The organism is Amycolatopsis antarctica, from assembly GCF_002262875.1.
GTDB classification, from domain to species: domain Bacteria; phylum Actinomycetota; class Actinomycetes; order Mycobacteriales; family Pseudonocardiaceae; genus Amycolatopsis; species Amycolatopsis antarctica.
In genome coordinates, this window is record NZ_NKYE01000017.1 from 1 (window position 1) to 25,354 (window position 25,354).

The following is a 25,354-nucleotide window of genomic DNA, read 5'->3' on the forward strand; positions in this document are numbered from 1 at the left end:
CGATGTAGCCGAGGCTGCCGACCTGGGCGAACAGTTCGTGCTGGTAGATGAAGAAGGCGCTGATCGCCACCGGCATCACGAAACTCGTGATCAGTACCGATCGGTTCCGGAAAATCTGGATCAGCTCGCTGAGAGCGATGGGGAGCATGGAACGGTCCTATTCTGGGGAAGGTCTGGGGCCGGCTTATTCGCTGCCGATGGAACGGAACACGTCGTCGAGGCGGGTCGGGCCGGCGTTGAGTCCCCGCAGCTCCACCGCGTTGTTCTGCGCCCAGCCGAGCAGGGTGTACAGATCCTTCTGCAGGTGGTGGGTCTCGACGAGGAACTTCCCGTCGGTCTCCCGCATAGCCTGCAGCGGCAGCGCCGGTGCAGATGCCGGGAGGTCGAAACTGATCACCGCGGGCAGGGTCTGGGTCAGCTCGGCGACGGTCCCTTCCTTGTGGAAGGTGCCCTGGTGCATCAGGCCGATCCGGTCGGCGCGCTGCTGCGCCTCTTCCAGGTAGTGCGTGGTCAGCACGATCGTCGAGCCGTCCTCACGCAACTTGTCCACGGCGTCCCACAGGGCGTCCCGGGACTGGATGTCCAGACCGGTCGTCGGCTCGTCCAGGAAGACCAGTTCCGGTGTGCCGTACACGGCGGTGGCGAAGTCGAGCCGCCGCTTCTCACCGCCGGAGAGCTGGGAGACCTTGGTGCCTGCCTTGCGGGTGAGATCGATGATCGCGAGCACACGTTCGACCGTGTCGGTGCGCTGAGCGAGGGTGCCGATCAGCCGGACCGATTCCTTCACCGTCAGGTCCGGCGAGAATCCGCTCTCCTGCAACATGATGCCCATCCTGGGCCGCACGGCACGGCGGTCACGCGGACTCTGCCCGAAGACCCGAACGGTGCCCGAGGTGGCGACCCGGTGGCCCTCGATGGTCTCCAGGGTCGACGTCTTGCCGGCCCCGTTCGTGCCGAGCAGCGCGTAGAGTTCGCCGGGGTGCACCTGAAAGGACAGATCCTTCACGGCGTGGAAATCGCCGTACTTGAGATTGAGACGTTCGACGTCGATCACTGGTGTAGAGGACATACCGTAGATTTCATCGGTCCGCGCGCCCTTGTGCCAGTGGAACCACGTCATCACTTCGCCATGACGTTCCTTCAGGTGAACGTATGACGCGGTGTCACTGGTGATGTCGCAGGTGTGCGGAAATACTGAGGAAGACTTTGTCGTCAGATTCCGGGAGCCGCCGAGCATGGACGCCGAACCGCAGCTCCTGCCGACGGACTGGTCCGGAAACGACGAGTGTCCGATGTGAACGGCACCATCGCCCAGGCCAGGGAGCCCGGCCACGCGCCGCGGTGTCGCAACCGGACCGACGAACCTGAGTACCCGCAGAACCTCGTGGAGGCGGCCGGCATCCGCGCCGGCATCCGGCCCGGTGCCGGCGGGCCATCCCCCGGCGACGACACTGCCCGCGTCCCATCCGCCACGACACCAACGAGAGGGCGACACCCATGACCACCGTCGTACTCGCCGACGACGAGGCACTCCTCCGCAAGGCTCTCGCGTCCCTCCTGCCGCTCGAAGGCGACATCACCATCCTCGCCGAAGCCGACGACGGCAGGACGGCCGTGGACGCGACCCTCCGGCACCAGCCGGACGTCCTCGTCATCGACCTGGAGATGCCCGGCATGGACGGCCTCGGCGCCGTGGCCGAGATCCGCCGAACCCTGCCTCAGCAGACCATTCTCATGCTGACCCGCCACGCGAAACCGGGAGTACTGCGCAAAGCCCTGAAACTCGGTGTCCAGGGATTCGTCAGCAAGTCGGCCGAACCCGCCCACATCACCTCCGTCATCGCCACGCTGCACAGCGGTAAACGGTGGATCGACCCGGACGTCTCCGCGCTCGCGGTCGTGGACGACTGCCCGTTGACCGACCGTGAGATCGACGTTCTCAACGCAACCACCCACGGGTACTCGGTCGCCGATATCGCCACCCAGCTCCACCTCGCCGAGGGCACGGTGCGCAACTACCTCTCCAACGCCATGCAGAAGACGCAGACCCGGACCCGCCACGAAGCGGCCCGGTACGCCCGCGAACACGACTGGCTCTGAGCGTCCGCCGTCCGCCCACGGACCAACCGTCCGGATAGGACAGTGCCGGTCGGCGGCGCCGAACGCGGCGGCCTAGACACCTGACCAGAGTGTCTCCACGTCCAGCAGACGGTTGCGCCGCCGGGTGAGCACCCTTTCCACCGCGGCGCAGACGCCGGCCAGCAGCAGCACGGTGTTCAGCCAGCCGGGCAACTGGATCGGCGAGGTGAACGTACCGAAGTTCTCGGCCAGCAGTGGCACGCGCATGAGGATCTCGAGTACCTGCGGCACGGCGAGAACCAGGTTGACCACCAGGACGAGGATCGCCGTCGCCGCGATCGTCCGGCTCAGCCAGGGTTTACGCCGGGCAAGTCTGCCGCGCAGGTCTTCGAGAGTCCCGGGCGCGGGGTCGAAGCGCCGCTCCTCGCCGGAGTCGGACACGAGGTGCATCCGGTTGACTCCGTACAGGGAGGAGTTGGCCTCGATCCTGCCTCCGGAGACCCGGAAGGTCGCCGGCAGGTCGGCTTTCGCCTGGAAGCGGCCGTCGCGGTACAGCTTGGCGGCCCAGTCCTTGGTGCCGTCGAACTCGACGGTGTATGTCGAGGTGCCGCCGTCCGGGCCGGTGTGTTCGGCGGTGTACAGCGAGCGGTACAGCACCTCCCTGCGCCGCAACGGGATCAGCCACTCCCCCTGCTCGGGACCACGATTCCCGGTCGCGAGTTCCCGCAGCCGGACGTGCCACCGAGCACCGTCGTCCGGCGGTGTGCTGGGGCTGGTCACAACTTCCTCCCAAGACATCGAGCTCCGTGTCGCACGAACACCTCGATGACACACCATGACGCGACGGCATACTCAAGCCCGTGATGCTGTCGATGGAGAGTTTCCCGCCACGACGACCGCTCATCCTGTTTCGTTCCGCCGTGCGCGGAGTCTTTCCGGTACGGCGGTCGGCGGCTGATCGACACCTGCGGCCGGTCCCGCGAGCGCACCACGATCCCAGTCGTGGTGACCCGGCGGCGTCTCGGCGCCTTGGCCCGGATCCCAGCCGAGCCCGGATGTCAGCGCGAGCCGGGGCGGGTGAGACCGGCAGCGGCGGCGTCCCGGCTCAGCACGACCTCGTCGGTACCGGCGAGGGCCTCCTGCTGCCTGGCGGAGGCGGCGGAGGTGGCGTCCACCAGGCGGATCGGCGGCCCGAGTTCGACCAGCGTCGGCACGTACTCGGCGCGGTCGACCCGCCAGCCGTCACCCTCCTTGGCGAAGTGGAACCGGGCGGCCACCCCCTCCTCGGTGGTGCCGCGCGGTTCCGAGTGCTTCGCGATGTGGTTGCCGAGCCCGTAGGCCACCCACTTCTCGCCGATCTTCTCGAACGGCTGCACGACGTGCGCGTGGTGCCCGATGATCAGATCGACCGCGTCGTCGGCGAGCAGCCGATTCGCCAGCTCGGTCTGCTCCTCGGTCGGCTCCGCACGGTATTCGGCACCCCAGTGCAGGCTCGCGATCACTACTTCCGCCCCCGCGTCCCGCGCTTCCCGCGCACCGGCGAGCACGGCTTCCGCATCGAGCTGGTTCGCCATCCACGGTTTGCCTTCGGGCAGTTCGATCCCGTTGAAGCCGAAGGTGAACGAGATGTGCCCGACCTTCGTGCCGGCGGCGTCCAGCAGCAGCGGAGTCGCCGCCTCTTCCGGGGACCTTGCCGATCCGGTGTGCCGCAGGCCGCCCGCGTCCAGGCCGTCCAGGGTGCGCTTCACCCCCTCCTCGCCCTGGTCCAGGGTGTGGTTCGAGGCCGTCGAGCAGGCGTCGTAGCCGGTGTCCTTCAGTGCGCCGGCTACCTCGGGCGGAGCGTTGAAGGACGGGTACCCGCTGTACGGTCCTCCCGGCTCGGCCAGCGGTACCTCGAGGTGACACAGGCCGAGATCCGCCTCGGACACCACGGAGCGCACGCCCTCGAACTGCGGCCGGAAATCGAGCCGGCCGCCGCCGTCGGACTCCGCCTGCTCGGTCAGCGGCGGGTGCACGAGCACATCGCCGGTAGCCACCACGGAGAAGCCGGCAGGGCTCGGCGGCGCGACGGGCTGGGACGGTGGCGGTGGTGTTGTTGTGGAGGGGACTCGCTCGGTTCCGGCACCGCAGCCGGCGACCATCAGGACCCCGGCCAGCACTACCGCGCCACATCGCCGATTCATCGTGTCATTCCCCATCCCGCCCCGCCGGTCACGATCGACGGCCACCCTCCCATATCGCGCGACCGCTCGACGCACCTCTCCTACGCGGGTGTGTACGGCACCGTGAGCGGGCATATGCGCACGGCCGGTATTTCCTTCCGTGAACGGGGTTTCACCCGGCGTGTCCACAAGGGATTCATGTTCCGTCCCGCGCCCGGGGATGACTTCCGCCGAGTGCGGCCCACCTGGCACAGTCCGCATCGTGTCGTTGGATGCCCTACCGGACTGGTTGCCCGCCTGGTGCGCGGACCACCTGGGAGCCGAACCGGCCTGCCTGCTGTTCGAGCTGCACTCGATGTCGGCGGTGTTCGGGCTGCGACTGGCGGACGGGCGGGACGTGGTGGTGAAGGCGCGGGAGGACGACGGCCGGGCCGCGTCCTGCGTCGCGGCGCAGACACGGCTGGCCGACTGGGGATTTCCGTGCGCCCGGCCGCTCACCCCGGCGGTCCGCGTCGGTTCGCTCGCCGTGCATGCCGAGGTGTCCCGGCCCGGGGGCGAGCCCTTGCGCGGCGGCTCCCCGCGTGTCGCCATGCTCCACGCCGAGGTGTTCGCCCGGCTCATGTCGGAACTGGCCGAGGTGACCGTCCCGCCGCCTCTGCCGAATCCACGCTGGATACGGTGGGACCATCGGGATTCCGGCCTGTGGCCGGCGATCGGATTTCTCGACGAGCGGGATCGGGGCACGGCACCTGAGTACATTGTGGACACCGCCACCCGGGCTCGCCGGAGACTGCTGGCCACCGGCCTCCCGTGCGTACTGGGTCACGCGGATTTCGAGGCGCAGAACCTCCGCTGGCACGGCAGCCGGGTGTGGGCCGTGCACGACTGGGACAGCCTGGCGTGGCAACCGGAAGCGGCACTGGCGGGCGCTGCCTCCGGGACGTTCGCGAGCGTGTCACCACCGACCCTGGCCCCGATCGGGAGTTCCGCCATGTTCCTGGAGACCTACCAGGATCGGCGAGGTCGCCGCTTCACCGCGGAGGAACTGGAGATCGCCTGGGCGGCCAGCCTGTGGCCGGCGGCGCACAACGCCCGCTGGGAGGCGCTGCACGGCACCGCGCCGGTGTGCTGTGACGCGGTCCGCGCCCAGGCGGCGGAACGCCTCCGCCGAGCCGGCGCTTAGGGCCTGCCCGGGATGCGACCGTCCGGCCCGCGCGGGGGCGGTGCGCACCGGACGGGTCACCGTGACCGGCGCAGGCCCGCGACGAGGAGTCCGACGAGCCGGCGTGCGTCGTAGCGGGCCTGACCTCGGGCCCCGGCGCAGAGTCCGCCTACGCCGCGCATGAGTTCGTAGGGGTCCTGACCGGAGCGGATCTCGCCGGCCGCGGCCGCGGCGTCGAGCAGCTCGGCACACACCGGCACGAGACGATCGAGGAAATGGACGTGCAGGGGGTCGTAGCAGGGGTCCTCGGACTGCAACACGGCCGCGAGTCCCTGTTTCGTGACGACGAAATCGACGAAGAGGTCGAACCACCTATCCAAGGCGGCGTACGGCGTGTCGCTGCTCGCCAGCAGCGCGGGACCGGCCTCGGCCAGCACGTCGACCTGGTGCCGGTACACGGCCACGATCAGATCGGCCCGGGTCGCGAAATGCCGGTAGATCGTGGCCGTCCCGACGCCGGCCTCGGCCGCGATCTCCCGTATCGGCGCTTCCACGCCCGAGGTCACGAAGACCGAGGCGGCCGCGTCGAGCAGAGTCGCCTCGTTGCGTTTGGCGTCCGCCCGCTTGGGCCGGGCCCCGGGTCTCACGTCCTGCGCACCGTCACTCATCGCGCCTCCTCACCACCGAGCTTGCTAAACGGGACAGCGTCCCATATCGTCAAACGGGACACCGTTCCGCTTGTTCACGATGTCAGATCCTGAGCCTGGAGACCAGTACTTCGCGTGGCGGCGAACGCCCGTCGTCTCGCTAGCCGTCGCGGACGGGACGACGGCTCACGTCACGGCGACCGTCGAGCCAACACGGCGGGCAGTCGACTGCCCCCATCGCATCGACGACATACCCCGGAAAGCGAGACCCCATGACCGAGTCGGCCACTGCCACATCCACTCCAGTCGTCTCGATAAAGCCGGTGACGCTACAGGCACCAGGGCGCGGCGAGGACCTGCGCGTGAAGGTGACCGCACCGGCGATCGGACAGGGCCTGCCGATCATCGTCTTCTCGCACGGCTTCGGTTCCTCAATGGACGGTTACGGCCCACTGGCCGACTTCTGGGCCGCACATGGCTTCGTGGTGGTGCAACCCACCCATCTCGACTCCAGGGCACTGAGCGTTCCCACTGCCGATCCGCGCACACCGCGATTCTGGCGTTTCCGGGTCGAGGACATGAAGCGGATCCTCGACCGGCTCGAACTACTGGAAACCGGCGTTCCCCACCTCGCCGGACGTCTCGACCGAAGCCGTATCGCCGCGGCAGGACACTCCTTCGGCGGTCAGACGGCGGGCAATCTCCTCGGCCTCCGGGTTCTCGACCCGGATACCGGAAGCGGAGAGGATCTGTCGGACTCGCGCATCACCGCGGGCGTGCTGCTTGCCACCGCCGGACGGGGTGGAGCCGGGCTGACCCCGTTCGCGGTCGAGAACTTCCCGTATCTCAATCCCAGCTTCGCCGACATGACCACACCGGCCCTGGTGGTCGCGGGCGACCGGGACGACTCACCGCTGACCGTGCGCGGCCCGGACTGGATGGCCGATCCGTATCACCTGAGCCCCGGCGGCAAGAGCCTGCTCACACTGTTCGGCGCGGAGCATTCGCTCGGCGGGATCGCTGGCTACGAGGCCAGGGAGACGACCGACGAGAACCCGGGCCGGGTCGCGCTGATCCAGCGACTCACCACTGCCTACCTCCGCCACGCACTCGGCATCGACGGCTCCGGCTGGACCAGAGCACGGAAGGAACTGGCGCAGAGCGCCGACCCGCTGGGGTCGATCGAATCCAGGTGACGCTCCGCGGTGCCCAACGGACCGGCAGGGTCGGCGCCGGTAGCGCCAGAAGGAGCCGATTGCACGAGTTCGGGGCGTGCGTCGGCCATCGGCACGAGGAATGGCCCGCTCGCCTTCGAGATGTCGACGTCCGGCACCACCGTCCGGCCGAGAGCGCATGTAAGGAGGAGGACATTGGTAGCGCAGATCGCGATTTCGTCCGGCAGGCTGAACTCACCGAACGCGGTGACCACGAGTCGGCCGCTGTCCCCCGGACCACGGTAGACGGCATCCCATCCCGCCAGACGCGAAATCCTGCCACCCACCTGTTCCGCACCTCGGCCACCGCTCCAGCGACAAGATCGTGACGTGTCCGGACATCGAGCACGTACGCGAGGAAGTCGCCCGCAGTCCAACCCGAGACACCGCGATCCGCCACCCGATGCCGGCACTGGCCGTCGCCAGGACGACATCGAACCCGTCGGCCCCGCGCCGCCGAAGTCCCTGATCGAGTCAGTCGTCTGGTCTGTGACCTTGTGTTCTTGCGATCGTCCATGCGGTCACGGATCCGAGACTCCGCACCACACCGGAGAGAACGTGCGCACACGGTCGGCACCTGTGCTGCGGCTCGGCCAGAAACTCCAACCGTACGAGATGCCGCAAGGTATCCGAGGGTCTCGAAGGCCGAGCCGGCGAACAGGGCCCGGCCTGCCTCAGCCCCCGGCGAACCGACGCAGAGCACCGAGCGCGACCGGGGCGAGCGTGGTCGGATGGTCGGCGTCGTGCAACAGGTGGTCCACTCCGGGCAGCGGCACCCGGCCCGGTCCGCCGACATGCGCACGACACAGGGCGGCGGTCAGGGCATCCGTTGTGACACAAGGGACTTGAACATCGTTCGTGCCGCAGGTCAGCAGCACCTTGGTTCCCGGACGCAGGGCCGCGACGGTGTGCGGTGGGTAGACGGCGTCGTCGCTTTCCACAAACCGGCGGCTCGTCCCCTGGAAGGTCTCGAAGAGCTGGGCTATGGCGGACGGCAGGCCGGCGGCGTCGACCGGTCGGTGTTCGCGCAGGGCGGTGACGGCGGCGTCGATCGCCGCGTCGACCTCGCGCTGCTGTTCCGGGGTGAACTGACCCTGCCGGGCCGCCTCGGCGATCTGGGCGTGCAGTTGCAGCGCGACCAGGTCCAGCAGGCGGATCGCTTGCGGTTGCAGCAGTGCCAGGCCAGTAGGGCGTGGGTGGACGGTGCCGCCGAGCAGCAGCGCGGTCATCGCGCCCTCGCTGTGCCCGACGACCATGAGCGCATGCGGGTTGGTCTCCGGCTGATCGCGCAACGAGTCGTAAGCGGCCTGTGCCTGGCGGACGAACGCCGGGTAGTCGAGGTCCTCCGGACGGTCGCGGTAGGCGCCGAGCCCCGTGCGACCGGTGCCGTACTTGTCGAACCGCAACGTGGCGACTCGCTCGGTGTCGAGCGCGTCTGCCGATTGGGAGAGGGTGTTCGGCGACGCGGGCGGTTGGTTGCCGTCGCGGTCGCTGGGTCCGCTGCCGGGCAGCAGCAGTGCGGCGCGCAACCGTTGCCCGGCACGGTGGGCGGGCACGTGCAGGGTGCCGTAGGTCGTCGTTCCGTCGACGGTGAAGACGACCTCGCGGTCGGCGGCCGGCACGAGGCCGGGCGTGACCCCGGCCGGGGTGGTGGTCACGACGGACAACGACATCACGACCGCGGCGAGATGGGAGAGCATCGGCTTACCTCTCTTTCAGCTCTTTCAGCGCAGGGCATTCTCGACCAGCGCGACAGTCGCGCGGGGGTCGACGACCTGGACGACCACGCGGGCGTAACGCTGGTCGGCGAGTTCGATCACGACGGCCTTCGACGGATCCTTGACGGCCCAGAAGACCTTCTCCCCATCGAGGTGGAACGTGCCCGCCGTGATCACGCCGGGCACGTGGGCACCGGGCGCGCGGATCCCCTTCGGATCGGCGGCGATACCGGGATCCGCGGTCGCCCCGCGAACGTTGGCCAGCGGGATGGTCAGGCTGCTCTTGAAGGCCCAGAGCTTGTCGAGACCCTCGATCACGACAACGAGGTCGTCGCCGTCGATGTGGACCAGTGCCATGTCGTTTTCCTTGTCAGTCGAGAGGATCGAGGCGTTGGGTCAGCGCGGTGCCGGCGCCGTCGGGATCGCCGCGCAGGAGCATGCCCAGTGCGGCAGCCGTGAGTGCGGTCGCCAGCGCGGTGGAGATGCCGAGCGCATTGGCGATCGCCTGGTCGATAGCGGTCAACGCGATGGCCACCTCGGCGGCCACCTCCTCGTCGGCCGGCGCTCGTTCGACGGCCGCGAGCAACAGCAGACCGAGGTCGGCCGAGGTGACGAGCCGCAATGCGGTCCCGGCATCCGATGCCGCGGCGAGCGCGTCGACCAAGGGGCTGACGTCATCGGCGAGGTGCCGGCGCAGGGCGACCAGGTAGAGGCCGCGCTTGCTGCCGAACGTCTTGTACAGGCTGTTGCGGTGCACGCCGAGGCGGGTGACGAGGTCGTCGATGGACACCCCGTCGTACGCACGGCCACCGAACAGTCCCACGGCGGCACGCACCGCCTCGTCCTCGTCGAACGCTCTTGGCCTCCCCATGAAACAACGGTAGACCGTTGAGGAACGTTCAGTCAAGAACGATCGTTCCTCAATCGACGCGCTCTCGGCGAGCTTCGCGACACGAAGGGCACGCTTCCGGTCAGCCGCCGGCGATCCCGGCGTTCGATCTCCACGTCCACAACGGTGGTTTCCGCAACGAGTGGGGCTGGGATCAACACGCTGAACGACATGATCGCCGACATCGCGCGTCCGCACGACATACTTCGCTCGGGCCGGTCCACAACACAGCCCCACCAGTCACAGGATCAGTTGCGAGACGTCCCCTTCGAACCGGAACGAACTCGACCAAGCCTGCCCCGTCGTATCGGCAACCCGGCTGACTCAGAAAACCAGCACGAACGGTAGTTCCCGCGCGCCACATGCGACCCGGTCAAGCCGATACCCCAGGTCCACCGATCTCACGACGACAGGTGATAGTCGCGGATATCGGGGCGGCGCATATCCAGCCTGTAGCGCCAGATCGAGTCCGGCCAGAGCACGGTTCCCGACGGTGAGGCGCTCTGGTACCAGCTCCGGCACCGATCGGCGGACCACACCGTGCGGGCCAGCTTCCGGCCGACCTCATCCTGGAAACCGGCCTCGGCTTCGGGCCGCACCTGCAGCGACCGGGCGGACTTCGAGCGCACCATCCGCAGCGCCCGCACGATGTACTCGGCCTGGGTCTCGATCATCGCGATCACCGAGGTGTAAGCGACGAAACCGTTGGGCCCCAGCAGAAGGAACATGTTCGGGAACCCGGGCACGGCCACTCCGCGGTACGTCGTGGGGCCGTCCGCCCAGTACTTCGACAGCAGCCGCCCGTCCACCCCCTCGATCTCGATCCGATCGAGGGAGGAGGTCACGTCGAACCCGGTCGCGAGGATGATCGCGTCGACCTCGTGTTCCACCCCCTCCGAGTCGACCAGGCTCCGGCTCCGCGCCGCGACGGGTTCGCCGGGGACGACGCCGACGTGCTCGCGGGTCAGCGCCCGGTAGTAGTCGTTGGAGAACAGCACCCGCTTGCAGCCGAACGCGTAGTCCGGCGTGACCGCGCGGCGCAGCTCCGGATCGGCGATCTCCGCCTCCAGATACTTGCGGACGGCTGGTTCGGCCTTCTCCATCAGCTCGGGCTTGTGATGGAAACCGAGACCACGCAGTTCGCGCTTCCAGAAGAGCACGGTCCGGTAGAGCGCCTGAACGCCGGGAAGGTACCGGAACGCCAGCTTCTTCCACCGCGGGACGGTGACGTCCTCCTTGGGCAGCACCCACGGCGCGGTCCGCTGGAAGACGACGAGCCCAGCGGCGACCTCTGCCACCTCGGGTGCGATCTGGACTCCCGAGGCACCGACGCCGACCAGCGCGACCTTCTTGCCCGCGAGGTCGTACTCGTGGTTCCATCGCGACGAGTGCCAAACCTGTCCGGTGAACTCCTCCAGCCCGGGAATGACGGGCAGGCGCGCGCCGTGCAGGCCGCCCGCACCGAACACCAGGAATCGGCCGGTGAACTCCTGGCCCGAGGAGGATCGTACGTTCCAGGTTGCCGATTCCGCGTCCCAGCGGGCTCCGGTGACCTCGACGCCGAAACGGAAGGCGCGCGACAGTCCTCGCTCGCCGGCGACCGCCTCAAGGTAGGCGAGAATCTCCTCCTGCGCGGCGTAGGTTTTCGTCCACCCGGGATTGTCGGCGAACGAGTACGAGTACAGGTGGGACTGCACATCGCAGGCGCAGCCGGGGTAGGTGTTGTCCCGCCAGGTACCGCCGAGTTCGTCGGCCTTCTCGAGAATCACGTAGTCGGTGATGCCGGCCTTCTCCAGCATCACCGCCTGGGCGAGGCCGGAGAATCCGGCGCCCACGATCACCACACTTGCATCGGGCACGGGCTCACTCCTCGATCTGGTTCGGCGGAAGCGCGTCACGAACCTCGACGGAGGCGGCCTCGACACGCACGTTGAGAGGAAAGTCCACGCCACCGGCGCGCGCGAGCGACGTGGCGACGTCGACGTGGACCTCCGCGGGGTGCAGGCCGAGCCTGCGCCCGAGGTGGTCCTTCATTGCCACCTGCGCCAACCTGTCCGTTGTGGACAGTCCGGTGGGCAGGGCGTACACCTCGGCGACGGTCCCGGGAAGCCATTCAAGCCGGTCGGCCTCGGCCCGGCTCAGCCGGGTCACCGCGTCCTCGGTCCGGGACAGGCCGGCTCCGCGCGTCGGTCGCCGGTCACGCAGGAAGTCCCGCCGCTCCGAGTGGCCGAGTTCGGCCAGCGGCCCGGCCGCCATGAGCACGTTGACGAGGTGAAAGGCGGCGAGCACCCGGCCGTCCGCGCAGACCTGTACGTCGAAAGCCGGATGCGCGGGCTCCCCGTCCTCGAACCCGGTGAACCGGGCCTGGACGACGAGTCTCCCTTGTTCCGGCAGGGGTTCGTACAGGTCGAGAGTGGTGATGCGGTGGGGGTAGCCGACCAGGCCACGGTCGATATCGCCGCACCAGCGCCACAGTTCGGCGTGCGGGATGACGTGCGTGCACGCATCGAGCAGCCCCTGGTGCAGCTCGCCCCGGGGGACCCCGCCCCGACCGGCGTCGACGACGCCGATGGCCGTGTCCGCCCCGACCTTCACCGAGACCAGGTACCGGAACGACGGGCCGTGGCTGAGCGCGCCCGAGGTGTACGGGTCCGGCATCGTCAGCGCGTCGGCGGGCTCGGGCCAGGGTTCGGGGCGTTTCTCGTTGTAGTGCGTGGACAGGACCGCACTCGCGGTCTCCTCGAACCGGGACAGGCCGGGCGTGGCCGCGACGCGCCAGACCGAGGTGGTCACGGCGAGGTCGCCGCTCTCGGCGGGCCACACTTGGGTACGCAGGGTGGTCTGCCCCGCCACCGGGACCCAGCGCCTGAGCCGGAGATCCCGCAGCGCACACACTCCGGTCGCACCGCCCGAGCGGGCCGCGGCGAACATCCTGTCCACAGTGGACATCATCGGCAGGGCCGGGAGCGTCCATGTGGGACAGTGGTCGCGCAGCCAGACGTCGGTGGCCGGGTCGAGGATCTCCTCGACCCGGTGGCCGGCTTCCCTGTCGTCGACGCGGGCTCCGGGGGCGGCGTCGACCAGGCGCACGGCCAGGCCGGGAACGGCGTAGATCCGGACCCCGTCGACCCAGAGCCAGGCCTCGGCCACAGCCAGGACCCCACGCTCGTTCCGCTCGACCCGGGTGAGGTTCAGTTCGACCGTGACGAGGTCGTTGTCCGGGGTGACCTGGCCACGGTACTTCCACTCGAGGGGCTCGTCGACTGCGAGGGACTCGAAGCGCGGCGAACCCATCGGGTCTCCGTACCCCTTTTGCAGCACCAGGAAACGCAACAGCTCGATCATCGCCTCGACCCCGAGCGAACCCGGTTGCACCGGATCCTGGAAGAAGTGCGCGCGGAAGTACCACTCCCCGGCCGTGATCCGCTTCTCCGCGATCGCACGCCCGAGACCGGCCGGCCCGCCGCCGGGCTGGTACCCGGTCACGCGATCCCACATCCGCAGGCTCGGCTCGCCCGGCGGCGGTACCGGACGCGAGGATTGCGGCGGCGGGGTGCCGGCCAGGTTCGCCCGTTCCTCTTCGCTCGCCGGCAGGCCGGTCTGGTTCGCGAACACATCCCGGGGGAAGAAGCCGAACACACTCGACGCCGTCAGCAGTGGTACACCGTCGGCCTCGCAGCGCACGTCGAAGGAAACGATGATCGTGCCGTCGTGACTGGAGATGTCGCGGAGCAGAGCCGTCGTGCGGACCACACGGGTCGCCGGAGTCACCTCGCCCAGGATCGTTGCCGCGCCGTCGAGGTTGCGGAACAGGAGATCCACTTCGGATGAGAGCGCACAGCCACTGTGGGAGGCGAGCCAGCCGCACGGCTGCAGAGCCACCTCCATCAGTACGGAGGCGGGCAGCACCGGGAACCCGTTTTCTCTCCAGTACCAGGCTTCCGGGTCCACGTCGTACTCCGCGACCGCCTGGGTGCCCGCTCGCATCGCACCGGCGGGCGAGTCGACGGAGACGATCCGGGAGACGAGCAGGAACGGCGGCCCGGGCAGGCGCGCCGCCCGGCGAGTGCCGTCGAAGGTCGTGTACCCAGGGCCGAACGCGTCGCTGGGCCGTCCCCGCGCGGAGGCCAGCAGCGCCGCGCGGTCGAAGCGCACACCCCCGGTGACGGCGACCTGCTTTTCCTTCGTGCCAAGGCCCTCCGCCGAGTCGGCGGGGCTCCCGAGTGGCCAGTCCGGGACCAGCCGGAGCCCGGCGCGACGGGCGTGGAACGCCTTCACCCCGTCCACGGTGCACAACACGTCGGCGACCAGGACGGGAACCGGGCCGGCCGAAACCTCGGCGACGAACACCTCGTAGACGATCTCCCGGCTGGCGGGCGTGACCTGGCCCCGGCATCGCATCGGCAACGCCGCCCCGGTCACGGGTTCGAACCGCCAGCCGTCGGCGTCGGCGGTGTGTCCCAGCGCGGCGAGGTAGAACGCCATCGCCTGCAGGCAACCTTCGAACATGAGCGTCCCCGGCATGCAGGGGTCGTTCTTGAAATGCCCTTCGAAGTACCAGTCACCGGGCGATACCGGGGTGCGCGCGCGGAGGTGGCCACGTCCCCACGGCCCACCGTTCGGGCTGAAGTCGGTGACTTCGTGGAGGAACAGCATCTCGCCGGCGGCGATACGAGGCGGGCGCACGTGCGCCCGCGTGCCGCGCCAGGCCGGGCCGAAACACTCGTCCGGCCTGCCCTCGGAGAACGCGACGACCTGCGCGGGCGAGAAGGCGTGGCGCATGCTTTCCAGTACCGGCGGGTCGAGGGGGGCCTGTCCGGCGGGGATGTCGGCCGCGGGGTCCCACAGCACGCCGCCGCTCGCGGCGAGTTCGGCGTCGCTGAAGAAGCCTGCCTGGCCGCCGCGCACGCTCAGGCGGAGTTCGCCACCGACGCGGCAGTCGTAGTGGAAGAAGAACAGGCGCATGCCGCCCTGTTCGCCGTGGCCATCGATGTGGATGTCGAAGGTCAGCGTCTCGCCGGGAACCGGCGGCGTGCCGTGAAAGGTGACCTCGCAGCCGAGCAGCCGGTAGACGCGCTCACCTCGGTTGATCAGGTCCACACCCATCCAGCTGATCAGCAACAGGTCGGCCTGGCCGGCTTCGATCACCAGCCCGGTGGGCATCCGCCCGGCCGGATCGAGGTACCAGCTATCGGCGGTGACATCGGTCTGCGTGTGGATCACCCCGGTGCCGAACCGGCCCTGCTCGGCGTCGATCCCGGTCACGCGGTCGGCGAGCAGCATCGGCGGCATCGGCATCCGCACCTGACGGTGAAAACCATCCTGCTCGCGGAAGAACGGGCCGAAGACGTCCGAAACCCTTCCGGCGGCGAGAACTTCCAACTGCGCGCGGTCGAACGACGGTAGTACCGGGACGGGGTCCGCCGAAACTCGCGGGGCAGAATCCGGGGTGTCGGGAGACCCGGGGCGACGTCGTAACAACAGTTCCTGTGCCTGGCTCGCCACGGCGAGATAGCGCTGGTGGGTTTCGGCCTGGCTGTGGAGGAATCGCCGGTGGATCTCCGCCACTCCGCCCAATCCCGGATCCTGCCGTGCCGGCACCGTCGCGGGAACGCTGTGCGGGAGCGGCGGGGCGGCGATCGGAGCGGCGGTCCGGGCCGTCACCGGTTCGAGCGGCCGGGATACGCACCATGCTGAAACCGGCGGCAAAGCAGGCGCGGGCACCATCGTCTCGGCAGCCGAGGTGAGATCCGGCAGGACGATCGGCGCCGGATGCGCGGCGGTGCGGATGGTCATCTCCGGCGGAGCGACCGGGGAGGTCACCACGTCGAGATGATCGAACAGTTCCGTGTGCCGCAAGTCCACTCCGGCGGCCAGGAGGTCGGCCACCGCCCGCGTCAGGCTGCGCACACCACGGCCGTCGGCCGAGTCGAGGGCGACGGCCACGTGCTCCCGATCGCCGAGTATCTTGCCGATCCACCCGGTGCACAATGCGCGCGGGCCGTGTTCGATGAAGACCCGCACCCCGTCCTGCCACGCCTTCTCAACCGTGGCAACGAAATCAATGGTCCCGACGGCCTGTTCGGTGATGGCCTCGGCGGCGGTGTCCCGCGTGACGGTGTAGGAATCCCTACTGGCACAGGAATAGAAACGGATGCCGGGCAGCTCGGTGGTGGGCCGGTCGTGCAACGCGCGCCAGGCATCCCGTACCCGCTCGACTTCCGGGATGTGCACGGCGATGTCGTAGCCCAGCGGCAGGGCGTGGGCGCCGGAGAGCCGGTCGAGGACGCGGGCACACCCGGCGGATTCCCCGCCCAGCACGCACATGTCCGGGGCGCTGACGGCCATCAGGTGCACGGTCGGCTCGCCGGTGATCGCCGCCCGGACAGCGTCCGCGGTGGCGTTGACCAGGTAGCCGGCCCACTGCCCGTCCTCGATGCCGTGATCGCGCCAGGCCTGGCGCACCACGGACAGTTCGCCCGCCACCTCGCGGACGAACAGCGGCGACCGCCGTGCTTCGGCGACCAGCCGAGGGACTTCGCCCCAGGCACCCATCGCGACCAATGAGTTCGTCTCGCCCGAGGAATAGCCCAGCACGGCGGTGGGCTCGAGGCCAAGCACGCCGCGAGTGAGCTCGGTGTGCACCTGCCCGAGCAGTGAGGCACCCCAGATCTGATCGAGCACGTGCGGCGCGTCCGCCCCGGTCCCGGTGTACGCCCAGCCCGCGACCTCACGCAGCGACCCGCATCGGCGTTCGAGCACTGCCAGCGTGTCCGGGAAGGCAAGCAGGGTCTCGCGTCCCATTCGCGGGTAACACGCCGAACCATTGGTGTAGACGAAACCGAGCTCGCCGCCAATCGAGCGGGCACGGAACGCGACACCCTCCGGACGGACCCCGTGCCCGCCGAGCCAGCGACCGGCGGCATCGATCCGGCCGGCGAGCTGTTCCGGACCCGAGGCCAGGACGACGAGCCGGGCGGGGCCCTGATTCCCTTCCCGCCCCGCCCGCGCGGCGGCGAGTACGCCCTCGGCATCGGCTCCGGAGAAAACGTGCGGCCGGACCGCGGGCTCGGTGATCCACGGTTCGACGGCCGCGGCGGTGAGTACGGCGGCGGCGGGGGCCGCCCCCAGCGTGTCGACGGCGATCCGCGCGCGGCGGAGGCCGAGCGACGGGTCCGCGGCGGTCCCGGCACGGGGAACGGCACCGTGCCGCAGGGCGACGGTCGCGCACGCCACAGCGAGGAGCCCTTTGGCGGCGTGCGGCACGCCGAAGACCGCCGCCGGATCGAACCGTGCCGCGGCCGGCCCAGTCGCGGCATCGCCCACGACCAGCTCCTCGCCAGGTTCTCCCTGCCCGCCGAGAAGGGCGAGCACTTCCTCTCCATCGTGACGGGCGTCGGCGGCGCGCTTGAGCACGAGAACCACCGCGGCGTCCCCCGGTTCGACGCCCAGCCCCGCCTCCGCCGCCGCGCGACGGTGGACCGGCTCGTGTGACAGGTCCACGGCGCCGACGAGGACCGCGTCGGCGGAACGGTCCCGCAGGGAGCGCGCCGCGAGGTTCAGCGCGACGATGCCGGATGCCTCTTCAGCGGAGACGGTGAAGCTCGGGCCTGCCAGGTCGAGCTGGGAGTTGATCCGGTTGGCCACGATGTTCGGCATGGTGCCGAGCACGGCGGCCGCGTCGAGCGGAACGGCGAAGGCGTCCTGGACTTCCGCGGACACGGCCTGCGCTCCGGTCGCCGTCAGCCGGCTCGCCATCCGGACGCGCGTCGGATGACGGGCGACTTCGACGTCGCAGCCCATACCGACCAGCACCATGGTGCGTTCACGCGGAAGAATCACGCCGCTCGCGGCCTCCCGCGCGGCTTCGAGGATGGCGACCTGCTGGCCGAGGGCCTGACGCAGGTCCGATGGCGGGGTGCGCAGACCACCGAGCCTGACCTCGTAGTCCCCCGCCGCCATCGTGCGGGCCACACCGCCGAGCAGGCTTTCCCGGAACTTACCGTAATTCGCACAGGTTCCCACCCGCGCACCGATCGCGACGATCGCGATCGCTTCCGGCTCGGGAACCGCTCGCGATGGCGGGACGAGGGCCGCAGTGCTGTCTGCGGGCCCCTCGTCGAGCACGAGATGGGCGTTGTTGCCACCGAAACCGAAGGCGCTGATTCCCGCCCGCCGTACGCCGTCCCACGGCTCGGCTTCCCGCAACAGCCGCAACGGCGTCCCGGCCAGCGCATCGATCGGGTCTTCTGCGGACAGCGTCGGTGGCCGGATTCCGGCCTCGAACGCCCCGAGCATCTTGAGGACCCCGGCCGCCCCGGCCGCGGTCACCAGGTGCCCGGTGTTCGACTTCGCCGAAGCGATCGGCAGATCCCGCGCCTCGGCGAAGACCTCCGCCGCGCCGCGTACCTCGGTGGCGTCGCCGAGCAAGGTACCGGTGGCGTGGCATTCCAGCAGGGACACCGATTCCGGCGCGACCCCGGCTTCGGCGTACGCCTGCCGGATCGCCCGGAGTTGGCCGTTCGCCGAGGGGACCAGTAGCCCCGAGGCCCGGCCGTCGTTGGACAGGCCGATCCCGCGGATCACCCCGAAAATCCGCACGTCCGCGGCCAGCGCGTCGGACAGGCGCATGAGCGCCACGAAGGCGCCACCCTCGGCCGGCACGAGGCCGTCCGCTTCCCGGTGGAACGGGCGGCTGCGGCCGGACGGGCTCAACGCGCCCAGTGCGCTGAAGGCGAGATGTACCGCGAGGTCGTCGACCCGGTTGACCGCGCCCGCGACCATGAGGTCGGCGGTGCGATCGTGCAGCCGGTCGCAGGCAAGCTTGATGGCGTACAACGAGGAGGCGCAGGCCGCATCGAGCGCGAACGCGCCGCCGCCGAGCCCGAGTGCCGACGCGGCGAGGTGCGCGGGCATGGCCGAGGAGAACCGGTCCCGAGCGTAGGCACGATCCCCTGTGGCCGGCCTGCCGGTGCTCTCGCCGGTCCCGCGCAGTCCGGCGAGCGCGGCCCGGATCTCCGACGGCTGCTCGGAGAGCCACACGTTCTCGGCGTAACGGACCATCCCGTCGGTGGGCATCGAGAGGTTCCCGAGGACGAGGCCCGCCCGGTCGCGACGCTCGCCCGCCTCCGCTTCGCGCAGGGCCTCCCGCGCACCGTGCAGCACCCACCGGAACGACGGATCGAGCGTGGCGATCGCGTCCGCGCCGAGGAGGAAGCCGCCGGGATCGAAGAGATCGTCGAAACCGTGCACGTAACCGCCGGTCGCGCTGCGCACCGGTGCGGGTGCGGGGCCCACGATGTCCCCCAGCGCGGCACCGGGTAGCCGCCACCGTCCTGGCGGTACACCGGAGACACTGAGCCTGCCCTGGGAAACGTTGCCCCAGTACGCATCCGGGGTGAGCGCGTCGGGCAGGACACAGCCCCGGCCGACCACCGCCACGGGTTCGAACACGCCCGCCTCCTAGGTCCGCGGTGCGCTGTCGGGCCGGGCGACGAGCCGGACCCCGCGAAGCTCGAAGATCGGCTGGCCGTCCACACCGGACGCCCGCACATCGCACCGGGCTTCGCTGCCGCCGGACCGACCCGCGCGCACCAGCACCGTCGCCGTGTCCTGGAGTGGTCCGGGAACGTGGAGCCGGAACTCGTCCAGTCCCATGGGCAGCACCGCCGTACCCAGTACCCGCTCGGCCCACAGCGTCGCGAGTTGCAACGCACCGTCGACCGCGGCCGGGTCGGTGTGCCGGTCCGTACCGGGCCACCCGAGCCGCCGGGTACCGGCGAGGGTACCGCTCGCCCCGTCCGGGGAGAGCCCGTCGAGGGCGACGAGCGCCTGGAACGCGGGGCCGTGGAACAGCACGTGCCCGTCGTAGATCTCCCGGGCCAGCGGGCTCAGTCCGGTGAGGTCGCTCCACGGTTCGGGGATCTCGCCTACGGCGTCGCCGATCTTCCCGCGGAAATGCGGACGCTGCCCGTGCAGGGTGAGCGCGATCGAGCCACCGGCGGCGGGCTCGGCGGCCAGACGCAGGACCCGGGCCTGGTCGGCGAAGTCGTCGAGAGCGATCTTGCTGAGCACTTCCACCTCGGCGACGCTCGTGACGGCGCTGTCCGACGCGGCCCGCGCGGCACCGGTGAACCACTCCAGCACCATCGCGACCGGGAGCACCGGTGTGCCGGCGATCGTGTGGTCGGTCAGGTACGGGTGACTGTGCGCGGACAGTGCCAGCTCCCCGGTGACAGGGAGAGGGCTTTCCGGGTGCCCGGCCGCGCGCACCACCCGCAGCGGCCCGGCGTGCCCGAGGATTTCGTCCACGAAGGCGCGCGCCCCCGAAGCCAGTGGGATGAGCGCCGTGCCGGCGGCGCGGAAGTGCGCGGCGAGCGAGGTGTCCACCATGCCGCCTTCCCAAGGACCCCAGGCGATCGATCGGACGAGACAGTCCGGTCGGGCGGCCTGTTCTGCCGCGGCGAGCTGGGTGGCGATCTCGTTCGCCATCGCGTAGTCGCTCTGCCCCGCGTTGCCGTAGCACGCGGCGACCGAGGAGAACACGCACAGCAGGTCGAGCGGATCCGCGGCGGTGGCGGCAAGCAGCGAACGCAACCCACCGACCTTGGTGTCGAGGACCCGGTCGAACTGCTCGTCGGTCTTGTCCCGGATGTGCTTGTCCGCCAGCACTCCCGCGCCGTGCACGATCCCGGTGATCGGCCCCCACTCGGCGCGGACACCGTCCAGTGCCGCGCGGACGGCTTCGGTATCGGTCACGTCGGCGGTCACGTAACGCACGACCGCGCCCGCGGCTTCCATGGCGCCGAGGGTGTCGCGTATCTCCCGGGCGGCGAGCACGCGCGCGGTCTCGTTCCTGATGCGCCGGGGTTCCGGCGCGGCGCCGCCGGCACGGAGGTGCTCGATGACGGCGTTCCGGACGGCCTGCTCTCCGTGTGTCTCCCGGAGATACGCGGGTTCGGTCGTCAGCGGTGTCCGTCCGATGAGGACGATCCTGGGCGCGCAGGCCTCCGCCAGCGCGCACAGCGCCGCCGCGGTGACCCCGCGCGCGCCACCGCTGGCGACGATCACCGACTGTGGACCGATCCGGCCTTCCCGTCGCGGCGAAACCGCCGCGGATTCGACGGTGCCGAGCTCCGTGGTTTCGAGCACGGTGCGGCCGGTCGTGCCGAGACCTACGTCGGTGGCGGTGCCTCCGGTGAGCAGTTCCCCGGCGATGAGCCGGGCCAAGTCGGCTTCACTGTGCCCTCGAGTGTCGAGGTCGAGCGCCTTGACGCTGATGCCGGGCCATTCCCGTGCGGCCGTGCGGGCCAGCGCGGCGGCACCACCGGCGACGCCTTGGCCGGAGGTGACGCCGGCGAGGCCGAAGTCGCCCCCGGTGTCCTGCACGGTGACGAACACCCCGGGGCCGTCCGCCCGGGTGGCCGAAAATTCCCGTGCCAGGGAGAAGGCCGACCGGGCCGAATCGATCCCACTGTCCGCTGTGGACCCCATTGGCAATTCGCCGAGGTGGATCACGCCCCCGATTCCCGGCGGCACCGTGGCTTCGGCACTCGCTTCGATGCCGTGCCCGGCGAGCTCCTTCGCGAGTCCGGCGGCGATCTCTGTGGTGCCGCCGGTGATCGCGACCCGGCTGCCGAGCAGACCCGGGAGGGCGAGACCGATCGCGGGAGCCGAGACAGGTCGAAAAGCCAGCCGCAACGGAGCGGCCGGGGTTACGGCGTCCACGGGGGTCGCGGTGCTCCCGGCGACGGTGGTTTCCGTCGCCACCGGAGCTTCCGATGCGGTATCCGCGCCTGCGGTATCCGCGCCCAGCAGACCCGCGACCTCACCCAACGTCCGGGCGGCACCCAGCACCGACCCGTCCACCTCCGCCACCACACCGAAACGCTCACGCACCGCCGACAGAATCTCCACCCGCTTGATCGAATCGATCCCCAGATCCGACTCCAACTCCATCCCCACATCCAGCACATCCACCGGATACCCCGTCTTCTCCGCCACCACCCCCAGCAACCCGGCAACATCCACCGACACACCACCGGCGGACGGGTGAACGGGCTCGGTGGCGGACCGCTGGGGCGAGCGCGTCGCCGGCTCCGGAATCGCTTGCGAAGCGGGCACTTCGCTCACAGCACGTTCGGCAACGGGCGGCTCCGCCGCGAAGGCAACGGGCTCGGCCTGCGATACCGGGGCGGGTATCGGTTCGGGCGCGGGAGTCCACAGTGGATCCGCAGCGGGCGGCGGCGCCGGCGTTGCCCCGGAAAGCCCGGTCAGTGCGACCTCGGAAAGCCGGAGGAAGGCCAGGTGTGAATCGGCCATCGCACGCTGGTAGGCGGCGTGCGCCTCACCGGCCTGCCGCTGGGTTTCACGCAGCGCGTGCAGCCACTCGGTGTCACCGGTCGTTCGCGCCGCCGGGTGCTCAGTCGCGGAGGAGGACCGGCCGGGAGCGGCCTCCGGCGCCGGACCGGTTTCGTTCGCGGGCGCGATCGCGTTGGCGAAACCGGCCGGTGCCGGGCTCGCCAGCGGTGGGGTGGCGGGCGCCGGAGTCGGCGATTCGGCGGGCGCGGAGGCACCGGGGACCGCAGCGACGGCCGGTGCGGGACGAGGTGGCGCGGGCGGCGGCAACCGCACGTCGCCACCGGCGGGCGGGTACGGCTTGGCGTAGTTGGCGCCGAGCAGATCGACGGTCATCGACGGCCTCGTGTCCACTGCCGGTTCCTCCTCGACGGGTCCGTACGAATTCCACAGCGCCGCGAAGTCGAGGCGGAGACCACCGACCGCGAGCCGGCCCAATGCCTCGTGCAGCACGTCGGCACCCCGGAACTTCGCCCGGTCGAGGCTGACAGCGCGGTGTTCGCGATCGGCCAGGATGTCCCCGGTGAACCGGGTAAGGGTCGCGTTGGCACCGACCTCCACGAAGGTCCGGACGCCGTCGGCGTACATGGCCTCGATCTGGTCGACGAACCGGACCGGGACCTCCAACTGACGGGCGAGACCAGCACGCACGGCGTCCGGCGACGCCGGGTAGGTCGTCGCGTCCGCGTTGGCGTAGACCGGGATCCGGGGGGCGGCGATGGTCTCGCTGTCGAGCGCGCGACGGAACGGCGCGGCCGCATCCGCGACAAGCGGACTGTGGAACGCCGCGGACGCTTCGAGCCGCCGGACGGTGTATCCGGCGTCAACGGTCCGGCGTTCGAAGGCGGCCACGGCCGATTCGGCGCCGGATACGACGACTTGCCGGCGTGCGTTGTGGTTCGCGATCCACAGTTCGCCGGTGGTGGCGGCCTCGACCAATTCGCCGACCTCGCCGAAATCGCCGATCACGGCGGTCATCGCGCCCGGTACGCTCGCCGCGTCACGCATCAGTTCACCGCGCCGCCGGGACAGCGCCATCAAGGTCTCATTGTCGAAGCAGCCCGCGGCGTGCAGCGCGACGAGTTCGCCGAAGCTGTGGCCTCCCAGAGCATCCGGGCGGACTCCCAGCAGATCGAGCACCGACAGTACGGCCAGGCTCTGCGCCGCGAGCGCGGGCTGTGCCCACTCGGTGCGGGTCAGCCGGTCGCGCTGCTCGGCGCGTTCGTCGTCGGAGAACACGGGGGGCGGAAAGACGACCCGGTGCAGCGGCTCGTCCTTCGTGCCACCCGTACCGGACGCGGTGACGGCGTCCCAGCTCTCCCGGGCGCCGGGTACCAGCATCGCGAGCTCCGCGCCCATACCGACGTACTGGCTGCCCTGGCCGGAGAACAGGAACGCGATCCGTCCGGGTTCGGCTACCTGGGCGCCGTAGTGCGTGCCACCGGGACCGGCGAACGAGATGACGGGGTCGGCATCGATCCGGTCCGCGGCGGAGCGCAGCTTCGCCGCCAGGTCGGCGAGGGAGCTCGCCACCACCGCCAGGCGGGCCGGTGCGGCGGGATCGAAAGCATCCTGGCTTTTCCTTGCCACAGCAGTGATTTCACGGCCATCGGCGGCGAGCTCGCGGGCAGCGGTGGCGAGTGCGGCCGGGGATTCCGCGGACAGCGGCACCAGTTCACTCGACGCGGCGCGCATCCGGTACGTCGGCGGGGCCTGGTCCGGAGGGCAGTGTTCTTCGAGCGTCACGTGGAAGTCGGTGCCACCGAAGCCGAAGCTGGACACGCTTGCGCGCCGGGGGTGTCTACCGTCGCTGATCCACGGCCGGGCCTGGGTGTTGAGGTAGAACGGACCGCCGTCCAGCCCGAGGGCCGGGTTGGGCCGGTCGACCTTGATCGTCGGCGGCAGCACCTTGTGGTGCAGCGCCAGGGTCGCCTTGAGCAGGCCGGCCGCGCCCGCGGCGTTCTTCGTGTGCCCGATCTGGGATTTCACCGACCCCAGCGCACACCACGCGGTGTCGGTACGGCCGGATTCGCCGAACACGGTGCGCAGGGCGGCGACCTCGGCGGCGTCGCCGGCAGCGGTGCCGGTGCCGTGTGCTTCGAGGAGGCCGACGGTGTCCGGACCGTAACCCGCTGTCTCGTACGCCCGCCGCAGTGCCCGGGCCTGGCCGCCCGACTGCGGTGCGTAGATCGCCCCGCCCTGGCCGTCGGACGCCGTGCCGACCCCGCGAATGACCGAGAAGATCCGGTCGCCGTCGCGCTCCGCGTCGGCGAGCCGCCGCAGAGCGAACATCACGATGCCTTCGCCGAGGATCATGCCGTCGGCGTCCTCGGCGAACGGCCGGCAGTCTCCCGTCCGCGAGAGCGCGGGCGTCTTGCTGAAGCAGGTGTACATCACCGGGTCGTTGAGCGTGTCCACGCCACCGGTGACGACGAGATCGGCCTGTCCGAGGGCCAGTTCGTTGATCGCGCTGGACACGGCAGCGAGTGAGCTGGCGCAGGCGGCATCGGTGGTGTAGTTGCTGCCGTGCAGATCGAACCTGTTCGCCACCCGCCCGGCGACCACGTTGCTCAGCAGTCCCGGCAGCGTGGCCTCCTGCCAGGGCACGTAGTGCGCGGCGATACGGTCGCACGCGGCCCGCGCATCGTCTTCGGAGATCCCGCTCTCGCGCATGGCCTTGTGCCACACCGGCCGCTGGATCCGGGCACCCATCGTGGTGAGCAGCTCCAGCGAGGAGGTGCCGAGGATGACACTCGTGCGCTCACGATCCACTGTAGATAGACCGTCCGGGCCCAGTGACGACAGGAGCTGGTCGGCGGCGACCATGGCCAGTAGCTGACTGGTGTCGGTGGCTTCGAGGGCCTTGGGAGGAATACCGAAGGCCAGTGGGTCGAACGGAACCGGCGCGAGGAAGGCGCCGCGGCGCGCGTAGCTCTTGTCCGGGGCTGTGGGGTCGGGGTCGTAGTGGTCCTCGACGAGCCAGTGCGTCGCGGGGACGTCGGTGACCTGATCCTCGCCGGACGCGACCGTCCGCCAGAATCCCTCGGCACCCGGCTCGCCCGGCAGCAGCGCGCTGACCCCGACGATGGCGATCGGCGGTACGGTTCTCGGCTGGTTCTCGGTCAC

At 70.2% G+C, this 25,354-nt stretch carries 13 protein-coding genes; 3 read left to right on the forward strand and 10 right to left on the reverse strand.

Annotated elements, in window-relative coordinates; all coding sequences use genetic code 11:
- Nucleotides 1-184: 184 nt before the first annotated feature.
- Complete coding sequence (locus tag CFN78_RS23045; protein ID WP_094865056.1) at nt 185-1,069, reverse strand: ABC transporter ATP-binding protein; 885 nt, start codon at nt 1,067-1,069, stop codon at nt 185-187.
- A gap of 428 nt (nt 1,070-1,497) precedes the next feature.
- Between CFN78_RS23045 and CFN78_RS23050 the strand changes: the two genes are divergently transcribed.
- Nucleotides 1,498-2,100, forward strand: a complete 603-nt coding sequence (locus CFN78_RS23050; RefSeq protein WP_094864981.1) for a response regulator transcription factor — start codon at nt 1,498-1,500, stop codon at nt 2,098-2,100.
- Between the two features lie 72 nt (nt 2,101-2,172).
- Here CFN78_RS23050 and CFN78_RS23055 read toward each other — a convergent pair whose 3' ends face one another.
- A complete protein-coding gene (locus CFN78_RS23055) occupies nt 2,173-2,859 on the reverse strand; it encodes a hypothetical protein (protein WP_094864982.1) in 687 nt (228 codons plus the stop codon).
- A gap of 278 nt (nt 2,860-3,137) precedes the next feature.
- Nucleotides 3,138-4,262 (reverse strand): CapA family protein, encoded by a 1,125-nt coding sequence (locus CFN78_RS23060; RefSeq protein WP_094865057.1) that lies wholly within the window; start codon nt 4,260-4,262, stop codon nt 3,138-3,140.
- 241 nt (nt 4,263-4,503) lie between these two features.
- Between CFN78_RS23060 and CFN78_RS23065 the strand changes: the two genes are divergently transcribed.
- Nucleotides 4,504-5,424, forward strand: coding sequence for an aminoglycoside phosphotransferase/kinase family protein (locus tag CFN78_RS23065; protein WP_094864983.1), 921 nt, complete (start codon nt 4,504-4,506; stop codon nt 5,422-5,424).
- Nucleotides 5,425-5,480: 56 nt separating this feature from the next.
- Here CFN78_RS23065 and CFN78_RS23070 read toward each other — a convergent pair whose 3' ends face one another.
- On the reverse strand, nt 5,481-6,071 hold the full coding sequence (locus CFN78_RS23070) for a TetR/AcrR family transcriptional regulator (protein WP_094864984.1): 591 nt from the start codon (nt 6,069-6,071) through the stop codon (nt 5,481-5,483).
- Between the two features lie 251 nt (nt 6,072-6,322).
- Between CFN78_RS23070 and CFN78_RS23075 the strand changes: the two genes are divergently transcribed.
- Nucleotides 6,323-7,246 carry an alpha/beta hydrolase family protein gene (locus tag CFN78_RS23075; RefSeq protein ID WP_094864985.1) on the forward strand — a complete coding sequence of 308 codons (924 nt, stop codon included), beginning with the start codon at nt 6,323-6,325 and terminating at the stop codon, nt 7,244-7,246.
- A gap of 692 nt (nt 7,247-7,938) precedes the next feature.
- Here the strand turns inward: CFN78_RS23075 and CFN78_RS23080 are convergent.
- The 6 genes from CFN78_RS23080 to CFN78_RS23105 form a co-directional block, all read right to left on the reverse strand.
- Entirely contained in the window at nt 7,939-8,964 is a 1,026-nt protein-coding gene (locus tag CFN78_RS23080) for an alpha/beta hydrolase family protein (RefSeq protein ID WP_094864986.1), read from the reverse strand.
- Nucleotides 8,965-8,988: 24 nt separating this feature from the next.
- Nucleotides 8,989-9,339 carry a hypothetical protein gene (locus CFN78_RS23085; RefSeq protein ID WP_094864987.1) on the reverse strand — a complete coding sequence of 117 codons (351 nt, stop codon included), beginning with the start codon at nt 9,337-9,339 and terminating at the stop codon, nt 8,989-8,991.
- Nucleotides 9,340-9,352: 13 nt separating this feature from the next.
- Nucleotides 9,353-9,853, reverse strand: a complete 501-nt coding sequence (locus CFN78_RS23090; protein WP_165777677.1) for a TetR/AcrR family transcriptional regulator — start codon at nt 9,851-9,853, stop codon at nt 9,353-9,355.
- Nucleotides 9,854-10,272: 419 nt separating this feature from the next.
- Nucleotides 10,273-11,730 carry a flavin-containing monooxygenase gene (locus CFN78_RS23095; protein WP_094864989.1) on the reverse strand — a complete coding sequence of 486 codons (1,458 nt, stop codon included), beginning with the start codon at nt 11,728-11,730 and terminating at the stop codon, nt 10,273-10,275.
- 4 nt (nt 11,731-11,734) lie between these two features.
- On the reverse strand, nt 11,735-19,324 hold the full coding sequence (locus CFN78_RS23100; protein WP_094864990.1) for a beta-ketoacyl synthase N-terminal-like domain-containing protein: 7,590 nt from the start codon (nt 19,322-19,324) through the stop codon (nt 11,735-11,737).
- A gap of 9 nt (nt 19,325-19,333) precedes the next feature.
- The gene (locus tag CFN78_RS23105) at nt 19,334-25,354 is read right to left on the reverse strand and encodes a type I polyketide synthase (RefSeq protein ID WP_094864991.1); all 6,021 of its coding nucleotides are present in this window, start codon (nt 25,352-25,354) and stop codon (nt 19,334-19,336) included.

What these genes read in the sequence shown, in the direction of transcription:
- CFN78_RS23045 (WP_094865056.1), bottom strand. Translation starts at nt 1,069, where the DNA reads ATGTCCTCTACACCAGTGATCGACGTCGAACGTCTCAATCTCAAGTAC.
- CFN78_RS23070 (WP_094864984.1), bottom strand. Translation starts at nt 6,071, where the DNA reads ATGAGTGACGGTGCGCAGGACGTGAGACCCGGGGCCCGGCCCAAGCGG.
- CFN78_RS23080 (WP_094864986.1), bottom strand. Translation starts at nt 8,964, where the DNA reads ATGCTCTCCCATCTCGCCGCGGTCGTGATGTCGTTGTCCGTCGTGACC.
- CFN78_RS23090 (WP_165777677.1), bottom strand. Translation starts at nt 9,853, where the DNA reads ATGGGGAGGCCAAGAGCGTTCGACGAGGACGAGGCGGTGCGTGCCGCC.
- CFN78_RS23085 (WP_094864987.1), bottom strand. Translation starts at nt 9,339, where the DNA reads ATGGCACTGGTCCACATCGACGGCGACGACCTCGTTGTCGTGATCGAG.
- CFN78_RS23050 (WP_094864981.1), top strand. Translation starts at nt 1,498, where the DNA reads ATGACCACCGTCGTACTCGCCGACGACGAGGCACTCCTCCGCAAGGCT.
- CFN78_RS23060 (WP_094865057.1), bottom strand. Translation starts at nt 4,262, where the DNA reads ATGAATCGGCGATGTGGCGCGGTAGTGCTGGCCGGGGTCCTGATGGTC.
- CFN78_RS23075 (WP_094864985.1), top strand. Translation starts at nt 6,323, where the DNA reads ATGACCGAGTCGGCCACTGCCACATCCACTCCAGTCGTCTCGATAAAG.